The organism is Roseivirga spongicola, from assembly GCF_034376045.1.
In the GTDB taxonomy this organism is placed as follows: domain Bacteria; phylum Bacteroidota; class Bacteroidia; order Cytophagales; family Cyclobacteriaceae; genus Roseivirga; species Roseivirga spongicola.
This window is the reverse complement of sequence record NZ_CP139724.1, coordinates 3035222-3052618: the sequence shown is the minus strand read 5'-3', so window position 1 is coordinate 3052618 and position 17397 is coordinate 3035222. Positions and strand designations below refer to the sequence as shown.

Here is a 17397-nt window from a genome sequence, read left to right as displayed (position 1 = left end):
ATTAAGAATATTCAGTTTTAAGCATTGAATTCAGCAAGTTGCTCTAGAGAAATTCGGCCTTCGTAATATGCCTTTCCGACAATAGTAGCATAAACCCCTAAGTCCTCTAACTCATGTAAGTCACTTAATTGAGCAACTCCACCACTTGCTATAAGCTTAAGACTTGGAAACTCCTTCAAAATCTTCTGATATAAATCTACTGAAGGCCCTTGTAGCATGCCGTCTTTGCTAACATCGGTGCAAATGCAATAAGTTACTCCTTGGGCCATATAGCGCTCCAGAAAAGGAAATAAATCTAACCCAGAATCTTCTTGCCAGCCACTTATGGCAATCTTCTCGTTGATTACATCGGCTCCAAGAATCACTTTTTCTGCACCGAACTCCTTCAGCCATGAGTAGACCAGCTCAGGATTTTTAGCCGCTATGCTACCAGCCGTAATTTGCTGAGCACCAGCATTAAGCACTGCCTTAAGCGACTCGTTTGACTTTACTCCTCCACCAAAATCTACTTTCAGATTGGTATTAGAGGTGATAGATTGTAAAACGTCTAAATTTTGTGGTTTTTGAGCCTTAGCTCCATCTAGGTCTACTAGGTGTAAATTGGTAATACCTGCCTCTTCAAAGGTCTTAGCCACTTCAACTGGGCTATCAGAATATTCTTTTTTCTGATTGTAATCTCCTTTAGTCAGACGAACTGCCTTTCCGGAAATCAGGTCTATTGCTGGAATTATCTTCATTTTATCGTGTTTCGTCATTGCGAGGGAGTCCCGAATCATCGGGACAACCGCGGCAATCTCCTTATCGAGGAGATGGGACTGCTTCGTTCCTCGCAGTGACGTTCTATTTACAGTTTCAAAAAATTCGAAAGAATCTGCTCCCCTACTTTTCCACTCTTTTCAGGATGTGCCTGTAAAGCGTAAAAATTATCTTTCTGTAAAGCGGCAGAAAATCGGTTGACATACTCGGTTTCGGCTACTGTGTATTCGCTCAATTCAGCGTAATAACTATGCACATAATACACATAAGGCTCTTCTGGCAAGTCAGCGAACAAAGAAGAATTCATATTCTCTAAGTTGTTCCAGCCCATTTGAGGAACTTTCAACTTAGGTTCGAATTTTCTTACCTGAACATCGAATATACCAAGGCAGTCGGCATCATTCTCTTCAGAATGCTTACACATTAACTGAAGACCAAGGCAAACACCGAAAACAGGCTGTTTTAGCGATTTTATTACCTGATCTAAACCTTGTCTTCGCAAGAAATTCATTGCCGTACTGGCTTCCCCAACTCCAGGGAAAATTACTTTATCTGCCGATCTAATAATATCAGGATCGGCAGATAGTATTGGCTCTACTCCAAGTCTTTGCAAGGCATAGGTTACCGACTGAACATTGCCGGCATTATAGTTTACAATAACTACACTCATATTTTGACGAACTCGGTTCTAATTAAACAGTTGTGCCAAAGATGCCTTTTCTTTTAACCTCTTTTCAATCTTCTCTTTAATTTCAGGAATAGACTCGTAAAGCTGCTCGTAAGAGTCGATGATGAAGTAGTTCTCTTGCATTTTATCCTTTCTGTAAGGTGTATCTAAAATGTGGTCTACATCGTACTCGAAATGATTCGGCTCATTTGAAAGCGAGAATTTGGTTTCTCCTGAAGAAGACAGAATACCTGCACCATAAATTCTGAGTCCCGACTCTTCCCTTATTAGGCCGAACTCAATGGTGTACCAGTAAATTCTTGAAAGCAAGTGAATAGCCCATTCATCTTCGATCCACTCATGGCCAAATTGGCTTATAGCCTGAAGAAAATCGACAAATGCCTGATTGGTTAACAATGGAATGTGTGCAAACACATCATGGAACATATCTGGTTCTTCTAGGTAGTCCAGTTGACTCATTTTACGAACCCAAGTAGTTGCTGGAAACTTCTTATTGGCCATTAGCTCGAAGAATAATCCATCTTCAACAATTCCAGGCACAGCGTAAATTTCCCAGCCGGTAAGCTTCTTCAAAATCTTGTTAGTGTCTTCAAAATTAGGAATAGCCTCACCAGTGAAGTTAATCTTCTCTAAACCAGTTAAGAACTCTTTTGTGGCCGCTTGTGGCAGTTGAGGAAATTGCCTGTCGAAAAGGATTTTCCAAACCTGCTGATCCTCTGCTGTGTAATTCTCGTAAATCTGTTTCATATCGGTTTTTTTTAGTTTTTGGCAATAAAAAAACCCGGCTCTTGCGGAACCGGGTTTGTATATCTTCAATTAGTTAAATCAATTAAAACATATGCCTACCGTTCCGCACTTGCGTAGCATGGTAATAGTGGTAGTAATATGCGTTGTTCATCAACATGGCTACAAAGGTAAGACCTCTATTTTCAGGCGCAAGTAAAAAATGTTTTTTTGCTCACCGATAGCCTTGAACCTGACCAAGCCCTCAAAAAGACTGACTTTCAAACATTTATTCGTTATTTGCAGTAATCTCCGACTCAACCATGAAAAGACTATCTGCCGTTTTCGCAGTGATATTATTCGTAGGCTGCAACCAAACCATAGATATTGATCCTGACACTGGATTCGAAATTTTCACCATCAGCCAAGGAAATCATAGCTCCATTCTTCGGAACGAACCATTTACAGGCACTGGAATTAGAGTAACTGCTATTTTCGATGAAAGTGCTGAGTACACATTAGACGTAGCGTCAGATCAGGCAGACATCAACAAGCTTGTAGGCTTCTCTGATTGCCATCAAGACCACCAAAGTGAGAGTGCCAGAATCGGGTGGCGCTGGTATCAGGACCAACTGCAGCTTTTGGCTTACACTTATCGCGAAGGACAACTTAGTTTTGAACTCATGGGCACGGTTGACTTCAATAAAGAAATAGACCTTGAAATATTGATTGATGGCGACACTTACCAATATTCTGGCACTGGATTGAGCTCAGTTACCATGCAGAGAACTCAGAATTGTGAAACAGGTGACAATTACTGGCTATGGCCATACTTTGGTGGCGACCAGCCTGCCCCTCATGAAGTAACTATTAAGTTGAAGAGAGAAGTGATTGAGTAAATACCAACCGTCATCCCCGAGTAGGCGGGGATCTCCAAAATGATTGGGAGATTCCCGTGAAAACGGGAATAACGACCAGAGATTTTACTCCTCCGTTTTCTTCATCAACTCAGCCATTTCCATCAGTTTGATCATTTCGGCACGGTAGCCATTCACGTCAGATCCTTTACTGTTTCTTGCTAAAGCTAGCGCCTTTCCATAACTGAAATCATTGCGATAACCTGAATCTCTGAGCAGCATACCGAATGAAGCTACCGCAGCAGACCAATGGAAGTCATTGCTTAATTTTTGTGTCAATTGATTTTTGATCACCGTATCTAGATAAATCGACTTGTCTTCATCAGGCTTCTTATAACGCAGCTTCACAGTTACTAAGTCGCTTGAATTGATGACCTCTTGCGGCTTCTGATTTGCCTGATACTTTAAATCATCAACTGGCTTAAAGCTGCTATTCACTCCTACTGGAATCACTTCGTATAGTGCAGTCACAGTATGGCCAGCACCTAATTCGCCTGCATCCTTTTTATCGTTATTGAAGTCTTCATCGGCCAAAAGTCTGTTTTCATAGCCAATTAGTCGATAGGCCTGCACAGTTCCAGGATTGAATTCAACCTGTAGTTTCACATCCTTAGCAATGGTGAACAATGTTCCACCAAACTCATTGACCAATACCCTCTTGGCTTCCAGAATATTATCGATGTAGGCATGGTTACCATTCCCTTTATCAGCCAAAATCTCCATTTTAGAATCCTGATAATTACCCATTCCAAAACCTAGAACAGTAAGAAATACACCACTCTTTCTCTTCTCTTCGATTAGGTCTTCCATGGCTTTATCGCTTGAAGCCCCGACATTAAAATCTCCATCTGTAGCTAAAACAATTCTATTATTCCCCCCTTCAATGAAATTCTCTTGTGCAATTTTATAGGCCAGTTTAATCCCAGCTCCTCCTGCAGTTGAACCTCCAGCCTGTAGATTTTCCAGTGCCTTTAGAATCTCTCGTTTTTTGTCTCCAGAAGTGGAAGGCAATACCTCTCCTGCTGCACCAGCATATACAACAATAGAAACACGATCTTCAGATCTCAACTCATTCACCAACAGCTTTAATGACTTCTGAAGTAAAGGCAGCTTATTTGGCGCACCCATTGAACCCGATACGTCAAGCAAAAACACAATATTCGAGGCAGGAAGCTTATCCATTTCAATCTTTTCACCCTGAATACCGATATGCATTAAGTAATGATCTTCATTCCATGGTGCGCGCCCTACCTCATGCTGAACATTGAAAGGGTGCTTCCCTTTTGGCCCTTCATAATCATAATCGAAGTAATTGATCATCTCTTCTACCTTGACCGCATCTTTTGGCGGCAGCTGACCATTGTTAATGAAACGTCTGATGTTACTGTATGAAGCAGCATCTACATCGATAGAGAACGTACTGAAAGGATTTTTGAAAGGTGAGTTAAATCCGTTTTCTTCTATTTCAGCATAGGACTCAGTATTTGGTTTGTAATTCGGCATATATATAGACTGAATATGATCTTGTTCAAGCACCTTCAGCTCTAAGTCATCTTCAATCATATCATACTGAGCATTAATTGGAGATGCTAAAGCTCTTTTAGACTGACCAGCATACCCCATTACCACAACCTCTCCAAGTGCCATCATATCTGGCTGAAGATTCACATTTACAACATCAGATTTCTTCAATTTTACTTCCTTGGTCACATAACCTAAGTATCTAAAAACAAGTATACTTCCGTTATTTACCTGAATAGAAAATCGGCCATCTTTGTCTGTAGCCACCCCATTACTTGTACCCTTTTCTATTACAGAAACTGCTGGCAACGGCAGCCCATCATCAGCGCCTCGTACCTGACCAGTGATGGTTCTTGAAAATTTTTCCTCTACTGGTTTATGGAATCCGACCAATAAAGTCATCATGATTATTAAGACCTGTTTCATGGTATATCGATTTTAGTTTTACAATCTTTAAAGACAGGATGCTAGAACTCGATCGATTCCATAAACAGACCTAAAAAAACTTTTACAACGCTTGATTCGAGGGAATTCAAATACAGAACAACTAACTGACATTCAATTGATTGAATCTTATCAATCGACTGGAGAAAAATCTGTATTAGGAATTCTATTCAAGCGTTACATGCCATTGGTTTATGGTACCTGCATGAAATATTTGAAGGATAGAGAGGCCGCTAAAGACATGGCCATGCAAGTTTTTGAAAAGCTAATGAAGGAGCTAAAGGAAAAGGAGGTTCAGAATTTTAAGAGCTGGCTTTACGTCCTTACACGCAATGAGTGTCTGATGCTTCTAAGAAAAAAGAGTCCCGAAATAAATGGAGTCGAGCTTATGGAATATCAGCTTCCTGTGCATCATACTGATGAAACTGAGCTAGAAGAAGATTTAGGCAAAATGGAAACCTGTATTGAAGGACTGAATGAGGAACAAAATGTCTGCATCAGGCTTTTCTACCTAAAGAAGAAAACCTATCAGGAAGTCTGTGAAGCCACAGGTTTTGAGTTGAAGAAAGTTAAAAGCTATCTTCAGAATGGAAGAAGGAATTTGAAAATATGTATAGAAAAACTGCGTGAGCAAGAAGAACAGACATATTGAACATTTGACACCTGAGCTTATCAAAGCTTACAGAAATAGTGAACTCACTCGTGAAGAACAACATGAGGTGGAACGTCTTATGCTCGAAAACCCACTTTATGATGAGGCACTCGATGGGCTAGATGAATTCACCGATGAAATGCTAGATGCCGATCTCAATGAACTGGATAATAAACTGGATGAACTCTTAGCCGAAGAAGATCATCCGACCAGCTTCTGGACCATCTGGAGAGGTATTGCAGCGGCAGCGCTAATCATAATCACCGTAGGTTCATTGCTAATTCTTAAGCAAGACAAACCGCTTCCAAGCAAGCTTCTAACAGAGAACAACGAACCTGTACAAACCGATTCTATCACTAAAAGCAAGAGCAAAAACACCTTTGCCGACACTACCCAAGAAACAAAGTCTACAAGTTCTGGTGATAAACTTACTGCTAAACCAGAGTCTGCTAAAAGTCAGTATGATGACTTGGAAGAGACACTCGTTGCTGAAAATGAAATAGAGATCGATTTAAACCTTGAGAAAATTGAACCAGACCTTATTGAGCTCATAAAAGCCGAAAGTTTAATTCAGCACCGATCGGATTCGGTGAGTCTGACAATCCCTATGAATAAGATGGATGCAAGGTTGGAGCAATCTCTCGCCAGAAAGGATGTTGCCGAATTATTGCAGGCCAAAATAGCTGCTTCATCCATCGAATCACAGCTTGCCTCTAGCGCAGCTATGACAGACCCCACCCCAAAAGCCGATATAGCCAAGGCTTCTGTAACAGGAGTAGTGAAAGGCGCAGACGATGGGCTTCCACTCCCTCAGGTGAGTATTCTTAAAAAAGGAACGGTAGAAGGAACAAATACCGATATCAATGGAAGGTTTGAATTGAAGAATATACCAACAAACTCAACGCTTTCTTTCCGCTATCTTGGCTACGTTACACAAGAGGTTTTAGTAGACAGCTCCAAAACTTTGGAAATCAATCTCGAACCTGACTATACCGCTTTGGGTGAAGTGGTGGTCTCTGGCTATAGCGAAACCTCTAAGAAAGACCTAACAACCTCTTATACTGCCGCCAAACCAATTGACGGTTACCCTAACTTTAATCGATACTTAAAGGATAATCTTCAGTACCCGGAAGAAGCCAGGGCTGAAAACATCAAAGGAAGAGTAACTGTAGAATTTACTGTTGAAGCTGATGGATCACTGACCAACTTTGAGATTATTAAAGGCCTCGGCTTTGGCTGCGATGAAGAAGCCATCCGACTTATCAAAGAGGGACCGCAATGGCAAGCTAGAACACAGGGAGCAAATCAAACACCAGTAAGTTCTCAGGTTAAGGTGAGAATTAGGTTTAGGCCTTAGACTGGATTTTTTATGTCCCAACAATTTCCTTCTAGCGTTCTGAAGGGTACGGATCTTACTTCTGTGACTATCAGGACTTGACCATCAACTGACCATGCAACTATTCCTGATTCATTTACTTCTCTGGCTTTGATGTTGGTCGCTTTTTCATCAGGAGTATTAAAAGAAAAGTAAGGCTCATAGCTCTCTTGATCGCTTCTGACTTAACTTTGCCAAAAACACTTTCTATTGAAAATCAATAAAGTTCATCATATAGCCATTATTTGTAATGACTATTCTAGGTCGAAACAATTCTACACTGAAATACTTGGATTGGAGATTATAAGAGAAGTCTACCGAGAAGAAAGACAATCTTACAAACTAGATCTGGCACTGAATGGAGAATACATCATTGAACTGTTTTCCTTTCCTAATCCACCAGAAAGACCATCTAGACCCGAAGCCCAAGGACTTAGACACCTAGCTTTTGAAGTTGAGGATATTGAAGAAGCTGTTGATAGCTTAAATTCGAGAGGAGTAATCACCGAGCCAATCCGTGTAGATGAATACACAGGCAAAAGGTTCACGTTCTTCAGTGACCCTGACAACTTACCTCTAGAACTTTATGAGGTATAGACCTCAATCCTAGCAGCTCCAAGGAGAGTAATCCTTCAGTTAAGAGACCGACATTGCGAGGAGAAAGTTTGACCTCCGTCAAACTTGTGACGTGGCAATCTCCCCAATTAAAAAGCTAGCGCTCCGAATTGACAGATTGCCGCGTTGCAAAATTACACTGCGTTCATTTTGCGCCTCGCAATGACGGTTCAAACTGGTTATATTTGACTTTCAAACTTTGATCAAATCCATGTCATTCAAATCCATCTCAGACTCGCAAATCACACTTACTCAGCTTATGCTTCCATCCCACTCCAACTTTAGTGGCAAAATTCACGGAGGCTATATTCTCAATCTAATGGACCAGGTAGCATTTGCTTGCGCATCCAAGCACTCTGGAGAGTATTGTGTAACAGCTTCAGTTAATCGTGTGGACTTCCTGAACCCCATAGAAGTTGGTGAATTGGTTACGCTAAAGGCATCTATCAATTACACAGGACGCACATCTATGGTGGTTGGTGTTAGGGTTGAATCGGAGAATATTCAAACTGGAGTGCGAAAACACTGCAACTCTTCTTACTTCACCATGGTAGCCAAGGGTGATGACGGAAAGAAAGTTGAAGTTCCAGGGCTAATTCTTAACGACCTTGACGGCATCAGGCGGTTTGCCCGAAGCATCACCCGACAGGAGCAATCTAAGAAAAGAGTGAAAAGCTTTACCCCTGAAGAGTTCATAGCCGAAGAATATTTAGAGTTGATTAAGGAGCAGAATGCGCAGGTAAATCTTTGACAAACTTGCACTTTGAAGGTAGTCAGGAGTCGAGGACGCTCAAATGTCACCAACAGAAGTTTGTCAAAGATGATGTATTGTAAAAATTGAGCATCCTAGATTGACTCAAGGTATAATGGTTGAGCAATAGACCTTAGAAATTCCCGCCCCCAAGGTCTCGAGGCGCGGGAGTGACTTTACTTTTTGAGTCTCAATACGCTCTACTCAATACCCAAAACTACCTCTAAAAACTCTCCCTTAACTCAAAAGTCTTCTTCATTCTGTCAATCAGCTTGGCTGACTCAGGGAAATTCAAAGTCTGCTGACCGTCTGAATAAGCCTCTTCTGGTTTTTCATGGGTTTCGTAGATAACACCATCTGCTCCGGCCATAATACTGGCTAAAGCAATTGGCTCCACAAAGTCGCGAAGACCTATACCGTGAGATGGATCGGCAATAACTGGCAGATGCGTTTTTTCCTTGAGTACAGCAATAGCATTCAAATCCATAGTGTTACGCGTTGCCTTTTCATAGGTTCTGATACCTCTTTCGCAAAGCAAAAGACGTTCGTTACCAGCTGAAAACACATATTCAGCAGAATACAACAACTCATCGATAGTTCCTGAAATACCGCGCTTAATCATTACTGGCTTATCAGTGTTTTTGCCGAGCTCATCTAGTAGGTTGAAGTTCTGGGTATTCCTCGCTCCCACCTGATAGATATCGACATACGGGTCCATTTCTTCAATTTGGGAAACCTGCATCACCTCTGTGACAATTTTGATTCCGGCTTCTTTCGCTAGTTGATACCAAAGCTCCAGTCCCTCGATTCCCATTCCACGGAAGGCATAAGGAGAACTTCTCGGCTTGAACACCCCTCCACGCATTATGGATACACCATTTTCCTTCAAGTGAGCAATAGTTTTCCTAATCTGGTCTTCGCCTTCAATAGAACAAGGTCCAGCCATGATTTGGAAACCGCCATCTTCAATGACTATACCGTCACCAAGATCGATTGTGGTAGCATTTACCTTCCACTTTTTCGAAACGAGTTTGTAGTCATCAGAAACAATGTGGATGTCTTTTATTCCGTCCATAGAACCAATGGAACGGATATCGAAGTTCTTTTTACCTATACCAATTAGGTACTCTCCCATCTGGGTTTTCACTTCGGCTGGTTTGTATTTGAGGCCTTTGATTCGATTAATAATCGCTTCTTTTTGGCTCTCTTTTATGTCTTGTTCGAATTGTATAATCATGATATTAGTCAATGGTCAATGGTCAATAGTCCATGGCAGCTATCGACCATGGACTGTAGACTATCGACTAGTTTATTACTTGGTCTATAAATGTCTTAATGTTGGATTCCATATCCCCTTCCTGCCCCAGTACCTTAATAAAAGCACTACCGATAATTGCTCCATTGGCATTTTCACAGGCTTTGTCGAAGGTTTCTTTATTGGAAATGCCGAAGCCAATTAAACGTGGATTTTTCAATCCCATTTCATTTACTCTTTTGAAGTACGCTTCCTGAGCTTCTGAAATCCCGGTTTTGGCACCAGTGGTACTGGCAGATGAAACCATATAGATGAATCCACTAGTATTATTATCTATCTCTCTAATTCGAGCTTCTGAAGTTTGAGGCGTAATAAGGAAAGTATTTAGCAGGCCATTCTTTTCGAAGACCGGCTTGTACACTTCCAGATACTCATGCATTGGTAAATCGGGTAAAATTAGACCGTCTACTCCACACTCAGCACAGTCAGCACAAAACCGCTCTATTCCATACTGCACAATTGGGTTGATGTAACCCATCAATACAATCGGTACACTCACTTCTTGGCGAACGTCTTTCAATTGCTCCATTAGGAGTTTTAGGGTCATCCCATTGCTCAGCGCTACGTCATTACTAGCCTGAATGGTTGGCCCATCGGCTACAGGATCAGAAAACGGAATACCGATTTCTATTAGGTCTGCACCAGATGTCTCCAAAGCCTTGAGTATGCTCACCGTATCATCTAGCTTAGGATACCCAGCCGTAAAATATACGTTCAGTACTCGGCTAGACTTGGTCTGAAAAAGTTTTTCTATTCTGTTCATTTCTACTTTGCTCACTATCTCTCTTCGATTCGTCATGCTGAACTTGTTTCAGCATCTTCGAATTAGCAGACCCTGAAACAAGTTCAGGGTGACGTTCTATAATTAGTATATTCTAACTCTGTTCATTCATTTGTTTTGTGAATATTTTTCATCTGGCCTCATCCCCCGCCTTCTCCAAAAAGAGAAGGAGCCAATGGCGTTCACAAAACCAAATAAATTCACTCGGCTGTCTCAATACTTTGTACTCAATACTCAGTACTCGTTCAATACTTCCCCCATTTAATATATGTTTCCAAGTCTTTATCGCCCCTTCCAGATAGATTGATGACTACAATGTCGTCTGATTTTAGGTTCATCTGTTTTAGCGCTGCAAAGGCATGAGAGGTCTCAATGGCTGGAATAATTCCTTCCAGTCGGCTGAGTTGAATACCTGCTTTCATGGCTTCTTCATCGGTCACACTGTAGAATGTTCCTCTACCTGTTTCGAAAAGATGCGCATGCACAGGACCAATTCCAGGATAATCCAGACCGGCAGAAATTGAATAAGGTTCAACTACCTGACCATCTTCTGTCTGCATTAGAAGCGTTTTACTTCCGTGTAAAATGCCCGGTTTACCAAGCGTGGTTGTAGCAGCACTTTTACCAGTGGTATTACCCAAACCAGCTGCTTCAACGGCTACTAAGGCTACCGCTTCATCGTCATAATAGTTGTAGAAAGCGCCTGCAGCATTGCTACCACCGCCTACACAAGCGACTACATAATTCGGTAGTTCTGTGCCTTCTTTTTCCTTCAACTGGGTTCTGATTTCTGCACTGATTACTGACTGAAATCTGGCAACCATTTCAGGATATGGGTGCGGTCCAACCACAGAACCGATGATGTAGTGTGTGTCGGTTGGGTTGTTGATCCAATGACGCATGGCTTCATTGGTGGCATCTTTGAGTGTTTTGCTTCCACTGCTTGCAGGACGAACCTCCGCTCCCAGAATACGCATGCGCTCAACATTTGGCTTTTGACGCGCCATATCTACTTCACCCATATATACGATGCACTCAACACCCATCAGCGCACAAACCGTTGTCGTAGCAACACCATGTTGACCAGCTCCTGTTTCGGCAATGATCTTCTTCTTGCCCAATCGTTGAGCGAGTAGAATTTGCCCGATGGTATTATTCACTTTATGAGCACCTGTGTGGCAAAGATCTTCTCGTTTGAGGTAGATTTTCGCGCCATAATGCTCAGAAAGCCTTTCCGCCAGATAGAGTGGTGTTGGCCTGCCTACATAGTCTTTCAATAACTGATCGAACTGCTTCTTGAAGTCCGGATCTGAAGTTATGGCTTCGTAGTTATCTCTTAACTCTTCCACATTCGGGTATAGCATTTCAGGGATGTATGCCCCTCCGAAATTACCGTAATACCCTCGTTCGTCTACTTTTATTTTCATAATCTATTTCCTTTCGTCATTGCGAGGGAGTCCCGATGATTCGGGACGACCGTGGCAATCTCCTTATCCATTTGAGGAGACTGCTTCGTGCCTCGCAGTGACGTTCTATTTTAAAATCTCCTTGAGCATTTTCACTTGCTCTATATCCTTCAAGCCTGGTTCCAACTCAAACTTAGAGTTCACATCTATCGCATAAGGTTGAACTTTCAAGCCGGCTATATCTTTCGCATTTTCCAGATCGATTCCTCCACTTAAGAAGTATGGCACGTCATAGGGATAGTCATTTAAAACCTCCCAATTGAATACCACACCATTACCTCCTCTTTCCTTCCCTTTTGTATCGAAAAGGAAGAAGTCTACCAGTCCCTTATATGGTTTCAGTTGGTCGAAATCAAACTCCTCACCCACTGAAAGCACCTTGATTACCTTGATGCCAATGGCGAAAAGCTCTCCCACATACTCAACCGACTCGTCACCATGCAACTGAACATAATCGAGTTTGTACTGCCTAACTTTTTCCTTTACCTGTTGAATTGGTGCATTGACGAAAACACCCACTTTTTTTGTGGTTTCAGGAAACCCTAGCAACAGTTCTTTATCCAGATCAGGTGCAAATCGCTTAGAACGCTCGAAGAAAATAAAACCCATGAAATCAGGCTCCAACTCCAACAGTTGTTGGATGTTTTCGCTTTGCCTCATTCCACATACTTTCAGTTTCATTTTGGTCATTCGTTAAACGTTTGATCGTTATTGGTTAATCGTTACTAGTTAAATGGTTAATCGGTTAATCGGAAAACAGGGGACCTTGTTGATAGATTTCTATTTACCTAGTTTCTCGATAAATTCCGCTGCAGCTCTTTCCGGCCTACCTGTTTTCATAAATGTTTCGCCAATCAAAAAGCCTTGGAATCCATGCGTTCTAAGATCAGTGATAGTAGCAGGATCACTAATACCACTTTCTGAGATTTTCACGAAATCATTCGGGATCATTGGAGCCAATTGCTTGCTTATATCAATGGATACTTCGAAGGTTTTCAGGTTCCTGTTATTCACTCCCACTACATCCAGATGTTCATTCAGGTTGTTTTCCAACTCCTCCTGGTTGTGAACCTCCATTAACACTTCTAGACCAAAGCTCTTAGCAAAAGCAGCCAACTCCTTCAATCTCTTAGGCTCTAGTGCCGCTGCAATGAGCAAAATGGCATCGGCACCGATAGATTTCGCTTCAACAATCTGATACTCATCGATGATAAAATCTTTTCTAAGTACTGGACAAAAGTTGAATTTTCTGGCGGTGCTCAAGTCTTCGCTGCTTCCTCCAAAGAATTCAGAGTCTGTTAGAACCGATAAGGCCGAAGCACCAGCCTGCATATATCCAATAGTGGTTCTTTCTACAGGAGCATGAGCATTAATTACGCCTTTAGAGGGCGATTGACGCTTGAACTCAGCAATAATGCCCGACTTATCTTCTCTCAGTAAGTACTTTTTCAGAGAAATCGGTTGACCATCAAAGTAGATACTTTTCTCCAACAGCTTTTCAGTGTAAAGCGATCTTCTTTCCTCTACTTCCTTGTGCTTATGCGCGATGATTTTTTCTAGTATATCCATATTTCCATTTCGTCATTGCGGGAAGCAAACTTTGCCTGAGCAAAAGTTTGGGACGAAGCAATCTCCTTGAATCGAGAGACTGCTTCGCCCCGATGCTTCGGGACTCGCAGTGACGTTCGATTTATAATTCTAAAATTTTTCTGAATGTTTTCAATGCTTTTCCGCTTTCGAGCGATTCTCGAGCCATGCCTAGTGCATCATCACTAGAAACTCCTTTTCCACACTGAATAGCCATAGCGGCATTGGCAATAACCACTTCATTTTGAGGCTTGGTGCCCTCCCCTTTTAATATTCTTTCAAATATTTTGGCAGACTCTTCTACCGTGTCCCCACCAAAAATAGCTTCAGGCTGTATAGTTTGAAGCCCAATTTCCTCTGGACTTACAATTTCTTCTTTGTCGTTGGTGATCTTTTTGAATGCTCCGGTCAGTGATATTTCATCATAACCATCCAAGGCATGTAAAATGACAAAGTGTTTGTCAGTTTTCTGATATAAGTAACCATAAAGCCTAGCCAACTCTAAATTGAAAACGCCAACCAACTGCTTTTTCGGAAAAGAGGGGTTCACCATAGGCCCCAACATATTGAAGAAGGTTTTCACCCCTAAATCTCTCCGAATTGGTGCCACATTCTTCATGGCTGGGTGAAACAATGGCGCGTGTAAGAAACACAATCCGCATTCATCCAAACTCTTTCTCAGCTTGCCAATGTCGTTTGTGAACTCATAGCCAAAGTGCGCCATGAGATTCGAAGAACCCGAAACCGATGAGACTCCATTATTACCATGCTTGGCTACATTCTGCCCGGCCCCAGCCACAATAAATGACGACAAGGTGGAAATATTGAAAGTGTTCTTTCCATCTCCACCTGTTCCACAAAGGTCAATGGCATCGTATTCTATGATTTCAACAGGAACGCACAAATCGAGCATAGCATCGCGGAAACCCTCAAGTTCCTCTACAGTAATGCTTCGCATCAGGTAAACAGTTAGAAATGCCGCCACCTGACTTTGGTTGTATTTACCCTGTGCCAGATTGATGAGTATCTCCTTTGCCGTCTGCTTATCTAGCGACTTGTATTCTATGAGTTGATTTAGTATTTCTTTCATTTTAATTCGGTTAATCGGAAAACAGAAATCAGTTGCTTTGCTTAGAGTTGGTCAGGAACCTGATATAACCATTAAGCATTCTGATGCATTCTTCAATTTTGTTATCGAATTCATTCTCTACTTCTGCACTGATGTATTCTTCGTCCAGAGCCACCGTTAGGTGATCCTGAAGTTCCGTCAAGGAACCTCTCGAATGCCGGCAAAACTGAATATTCTCTTGATAATGATATCTACCGTATCCTTCAGCAATATTTGCAGTAACAGACCTTGAAGCTCGTATCATTTGATCTACCAGTTTGTATTTCTCTTCTGATGGAAAGGTTTTAGTCAGTTTTGAAATTTCATTCCTCAACAATCTTCCCCTTTTCCATATTTCTAAATCCTTAAAATTCTTGCTCATGTGTTTACCGTTTAACTGTTTTCTGATTTCCGTTTTCTTCTAACTATTTACCCAATTCTCTAATAATTTATGTCCGTATTCAGTCATAATAGACTCCGGATGAAACTGTACGCCTTTCACATCATATTCCTTATGACTGATGGCCATGATTTCTCCGAATTCATCTTCGGCAGTCACCTTAATCTCTTCGCCCAAATTGGCTTTATCTACATTCCAACTGTGATAATGACAGATGGTATAGTTTTCGGGAATATCCTTAAAGAGTCTATCACCTTTTTCCATTATCTGCACCTGGCTCGATACCCCATGTAATACCTGCGGCATATTGTAAAGCTTAGCACCATAAGACTCAGCAATGGCTTGGTGTCCCAAGCAAACGCCCAGTATGCTTTTCTTACTACCGTATTGTTTGATCAATGGCAGAAGAATGCCTGCTTCCTCTGGTATTCCCGGACCAGGAGATAGTAGTACTTTATCGTACTGATCAACAGCCTCTAGGGCAATCTGATCATTGCGAAAAACATCCATCTCCGCTCCATACCCAAGCTCCCTCAGGTAATGCACCAGGTTATAGGTGAATGAATCGTAGTTATCTAGTATGAGTATTTTCATTATTTGTCTGCTTCAGTGATCAGAAATCCGAAATTGGAAATCAGTAAATAATAGACCGTTTTCTGTTTTCTGTTCAACCGTTTTCTATCTTATCTCCCTAGCCAGCTCAATGGCCTTTCTCAAGGCCGCAAGCTTATTGTTTACTTCTTGTAGTTCTGATTCTCTGTTTGACTTAGCAACTACCCCAGCTCCTGCCTGATAGAACAAAGTATTATCCTTGGTAAGGAATGAACGGATCATAATGGCATGGTTGAAATCTCCATTGAAGCCCATAAAACCGATGGCTCCACCATAGTAACCACGTCTGGTTTTTTCATTCGCACTAATCAATTGCATGGCTCTAACTTTTGGCGCTCCGCTCAATGTACCTGCAGGGAAAGTGCTAGCTACCATTTGTGTCGACTCCATGTCATCAGAAAGGGTTCCTGTTACTTTAGATACCAAATGGATTACATGTGAGTAGTATTGAATCTCCTTGTAGGTCTCAACTTCAACATTTGATCCTGCTCTGCTAAGATCATTTCTGGCTAAATCAACAAGCATAACGTGCTCCGAATTTTCTTTAGGGTCGGCATGTAGCTTTTTAGCTAATTCAGCATCTGCCTCATCGTTTCCTGTTCGCTTAAAAGTCCCTGCAATTGGGTGGATCGTTGCCTTTCGATCTTTAATCACTAACTGAGCTTCGGGCGATGAACCAAAGATTTTAAAGCTTCCAAAGTCGAAATAGAATAAGTATGGTGAAGGATTCACAGATCTCAACGCACGGTAAACGTTGAATTCATCCCCTTTAAACCTGCTTTGAAACCTTCTAGAAAGTACAATTTGAAACACATCGCCACGGAAACAATGCTTCATGCCTTCGTCAAGAATCGATAGGAATTCATCATCAGTATAATTAGAAACCTCTTCAGACTGAGGGGCAAACTCATAAGACGGATAGTTCTTGTTATTCACCAAAGTCTCGATAGACTGAATACCTTTTGGTTCGGTACCTTCTGGTGAATGTTCGAACAGATATAACTCATTTTTAAAATGGTCGATAGCGATAACATATCGATAGACATGATAGAGCAAATCTGGAATTTGGTATTCATCCTCCTTACCCTCTGTCACCGGAATTTGCTCAAAATACTGAACCGCATCGAACCCGATGTAACCAAACAATCCGTTGTTAATGAACTTAAACTCACTTGAATCAGACTCGAAAGAAGCAGCAAACTCAGACAGCTTTGCCGCAACTTGTTCCCCTTCTACTTTACCTTCTTCAGCATAGCCCGGCAAGTTCATTTCGAACTTAGAGTCCTTCACCATTAATTTGGCAATTGGCTCGCAGCAGATGTATGAAAAGCTATTGTCATCTCCGTGATAATCAGAGCTTTCTAGCAAAATAGCATTCTGATATTTATCGCGAAGTTTCAGATAAATACTCACTGGCGTTACCGTATCGGCCAGCAGCTTTTTGTAGGTAGTATTGAGTTTAATCTTGTTCATTCTCTTCAACTTTTCAAGTTTTTAGATTCTTCAGTCGTCCTATCGTCCTCCTCGAGAGACTCTGATGGGATTTTCTGTCCCTCCCTCAGAGTCCCTTGAAGGAGACTCTGAGGTGTATAAACAAAAAAAGCCCGCATGAACTGCGAGCTTCTTATATATTTTTAGAAATAGCACTAGTCCACGTTACCGAGATTCAGTTACGTGCCACCACCA

At 41.6% G+C, this 17397-nt stretch carries 18 protein-coding genes; 5 read left to right on the top strand and 13 right to left on the bottom strand.

Annotated elements, in window-relative coordinates; translation table 11 throughout:
- Positions 1-17: 17 nt before the first annotated feature.
- The 3 genes from hisA to T7867_RS13645 all read right to left on the bottom strand — a co-directional run bounded on the left by hisA (position 18) and on the right by T7867_RS13645 (position 2191).
- The gene (gene hisA, locus T7867_RS13655; RefSeq protein ID WP_322299433.1) at positions 18-737 is read right to left on the bottom strand and encodes a 1-(5-phosphoribosyl)-5-[(5-phosphoribosylamino)methylideneamino]imidazole-4-carboxamide isomerase; all 720 of its coding nucleotides are present in this window, start codon (positions 735-737) and stop codon (positions 18-20) included.
- Positions 738-844: 107 nt separating this feature from the next.
- Positions 845-1426: an imidazole glycerol phosphate synthase subunit HisH gene (gene hisH, locus T7867_RS13650; RefSeq protein WP_322299432.1), complete on the bottom strand. Its 582-nt coding sequence runs from the start codon at positions 1424-1426 to the stop codon at positions 845-847.
- An 18-nt stretch (positions 1427-1444) separates the two neighbouring features.
- Entirely contained in the window at positions 1445-2191 is a 747-nt protein-coding gene (locus T7867_RS13645; RefSeq protein WP_322299431.1) for a phenylalanine 4-monooxygenase, read from the bottom strand.
- Between the two features lie 299 nt (positions 2192-2490).
- On the opposite strand from T7867_RS13645, the gene T7867_RS13640 reads away from it, so the two are divergent.
- Entirely contained in the window at positions 2491-3066 is a 576-nt protein-coding gene (locus T7867_RS13640; protein WP_322299430.1) for a hypothetical protein, read from the top strand.
- An 84-nt stretch (positions 3067-3150) separates the two neighbouring features.
- On the opposite strand, the gene T7867_RS13635 is transcribed toward T7867_RS13640, so the two are convergent.
- On the bottom strand, positions 3151-5031 hold the full coding sequence (locus T7867_RS13635) for a YfbK domain-containing protein (RefSeq protein ID WP_322299429.1): 1881 nt from the start codon (positions 5029-5031) through the stop codon (positions 3151-3153).
- Between the two features lie 136 nt (positions 5032-5167).
- Here T7867_RS13635 and T7867_RS13630 point away from each other — a divergent pair, with 136 nt between their 5' ends.
- The 4 genes from T7867_RS13630 (at position 5168) to T7867_RS13615 (ending at position 8442) form a co-directional block, all read left to right on the top strand.
- Positions 5168-5701, top strand: a complete 534-nt coding sequence (locus T7867_RS13630) for an RNA polymerase sigma factor (protein ID WP_322299428.1) — start codon at positions 5168-5170, stop codon at positions 5699-5701.
- Positions 5676-7058, top strand: a complete 1383-nt coding sequence (locus T7867_RS13625; RefSeq protein ID WP_322299427.1) for an energy transducer TonB — start codon at positions 5676-5678, stop codon at positions 7056-7058. The genes T7867_RS13630 and T7867_RS13625 overlap by 26 nt, the downstream gene beginning before the upstream one ends.
- 228 nt (positions 7059-7286) lie before the next feature.
- Positions 7287-7673 (top strand): SMU1112c/YaeR family gloxylase I-like metalloprotein, encoded by a 387-nt coding sequence (gene gloA2, locus T7867_RS13620; protein ID WP_322299426.1) that lies wholly within the window; start codon positions 7287-7289, stop codon positions 7671-7673.
- A 229-nt stretch (positions 7674-7902) separates the two neighbouring features.
- The gene (locus T7867_RS13615; protein ID WP_068223412.1) at positions 7903-8442 is read left to right on the top strand and encodes an acyl-CoA thioesterase; all 540 of its coding nucleotides are present in this window, start codon (positions 7903-7905) and stop codon (positions 8440-8442) included.
- Between the two features lie 223 nt (positions 8443-8665).
- Here T7867_RS13615 and aroF read toward each other — a convergent pair whose 3' ends face one another.
- The 9 genes from aroF to T7867_RS13570 all read right to left on the bottom strand — a co-directional run bounded on the left by aroF (position 8666) and on the right by T7867_RS13570 (position 17184).
- Positions 8666-9679 carry a 3-deoxy-7-phosphoheptulonate synthase gene (gene aroF / locus T7867_RS13610; RefSeq protein ID WP_068223415.1) on the bottom strand — a complete coding sequence of 338 codons (1014 nt, stop codon included), beginning with the start codon at positions 9677-9679 and terminating at the stop codon, positions 8666-8668.
- 67 nt (positions 9680-9746) lie between these two features.
- Positions 9747-10520, bottom strand: coding sequence for a tryptophan synthase subunit alpha (trpA, locus tag T7867_RS13605; protein WP_068224230.1), 774 nt, complete (start codon positions 10518-10520; stop codon positions 9747-9749).
- Between the two features lie 263 nt (positions 10521-10783).
- Positions 10784-11965: a tryptophan synthase subunit beta gene (gene trpB / locus T7867_RS13600; RefSeq protein ID WP_068223418.1), complete on the bottom strand. Its 1182-nt coding sequence runs from the start codon at positions 11963-11965 to the stop codon at positions 10784-10786.
- A gap of 105 nt (positions 11966-12070) precedes the next feature.
- The gene (locus T7867_RS13595; RefSeq protein ID WP_084375749.1) at positions 12071-12685 is read right to left on the bottom strand and encodes a phosphoribosylanthranilate isomerase; all 615 of its coding nucleotides are present in this window, start codon (positions 12683-12685) and stop codon (positions 12071-12073) included.
- Between the two features lie 99 nt (positions 12686-12784).
- Positions 12785-13573: an indole-3-glycerol phosphate synthase TrpC gene (trpC, locus tag T7867_RS13590; RefSeq protein ID WP_068223423.1), complete on the bottom strand. Its 789-nt coding sequence runs from the start codon at positions 13571-13573 to the stop codon at positions 12785-12787.
- 121 nt (positions 13574-13694) lie between these two features.
- Positions 13695-14681 (bottom strand): anthranilate phosphoribosyltransferase, encoded by a 987-nt coding sequence (gene trpD / locus T7867_RS13585; RefSeq protein WP_068223426.1) that lies wholly within the window; start codon positions 14679-14681, stop codon positions 13695-13697.
- A 28-nt stretch (positions 14682-14709) separates the two neighbouring features.
- The gene (locus tag T7867_RS13580) at positions 14710-15081 is read right to left on the bottom strand and encodes a four helix bundle protein (RefSeq protein WP_068223428.1); all 372 of its coding nucleotides are present in this window, start codon (positions 15079-15081) and stop codon (positions 14710-14712) included.
- A gap of 39 nt (positions 15082-15120) precedes the next feature.
- Positions 15121-15693 carry an anthranilate synthase component II gene (locus tag T7867_RS13575; RefSeq protein ID WP_068223430.1) on the bottom strand — a complete coding sequence of 191 codons (573 nt, stop codon included), beginning with the start codon at positions 15691-15693 and terminating at the stop codon, positions 15121-15123.
- A gap of 84 nt (positions 15694-15777) precedes the next feature.
- Entirely contained in the window at positions 15778-17184 is a 1407-nt protein-coding gene (locus T7867_RS13570; protein WP_068223434.1) for an anthranilate synthase component I family protein, read from the bottom strand.
- Between the last annotated feature and the right edge of the window lie 213 nt (positions 17185-17397).

Coding starts and splice junctions, on each gene's coding strand:
- T7867_RS13615 (WP_068223412.1), top strand. CDS start 7,903: ATGTCATTCAAATCCATCTCAGACTCGCAAATCACACTTACTCAGCTT.
- T7867_RS13640 (WP_322299430.1), top strand. CDS start 2,491: ATGAAAAGACTATCTGCCGTTTTCGCAGTGATATTATTCGTAGGCTGC.
- T7867_RS13635 (WP_322299429.1), bottom strand. CDS start 5,031: ATGAAACAGGTCTTAATAATCATGATGACTTTATTGGTCGGATTCCAT.
- trpA (WP_068224230.1), bottom strand. CDS start 10,520: ATGAACAGAATAGAAAAACTTTTTCAGACCAAGTCTAGCCGAGTACTG.
- hisA (WP_322299433.1), bottom strand. CDS start 737: ATGAAGATAATTCCAGCAATAGACCTGATTTCCGGAAAGGCAGTTCGT.
- hisH (WP_322299432.1), bottom strand. CDS start 1,426: ATGAGTGTAGTTATTGTAAACTATAATGCCGGCAATGTTCAGTCGGTA.
- trpD (WP_068223426.1), bottom strand. CDS start 14,681: ATGAAAGAAATACTAAATCAACTCATAGAATACAAGTCGCTAGATAAG.
- aroF (WP_068223415.1), bottom strand. CDS start 9,679: ATGATTATACAATTCGAACAAGACATAAAAGAGAGCCAAAAAGAAGCG.
- trpC (WP_068223423.1), bottom strand. CDS start 13,573: ATGGATATACTAGAAAAAATCATCGCGCATAAGCACAAGGAAGTAGAG.
- T7867_RS13645 (WP_322299431.1), bottom strand. CDS start 2,191: ATGAAACAGATTTACGAGAATTACACAGCAGAGGATCAGCAGGTTTGG.
- T7867_RS13580 (WP_068223428.1), bottom strand. CDS start 15,081: ATGAGCAAGAATTTTAAGGATTTAGAAATATGGAAAAGGGGAAGATTG.
- T7867_RS13575 (WP_068223430.1), bottom strand. CDS start 15,693: ATGAAAATACTCATACTAGATAACTACGATTCATTCACCTATAACCTG.
- trpB (WP_068223418.1), bottom strand. CDS start 11,965: ATGAAAATAAAAGTAGACGAACGAGGGTATTACGGTAATTTCGGAGGG.
- T7867_RS13595 (WP_084375749.1), bottom strand. CDS start 12,685: ATGAAACTGAAAGTATGTGGAATGAGGCAAAGCGAAAACATCCAACAA.
- T7867_RS13570 (WP_068223434.1), bottom strand. CDS start 17,184: ATGAACAAGATTAAACTCAATACTACCTACAAAAAGCTGCTGGCCGAT.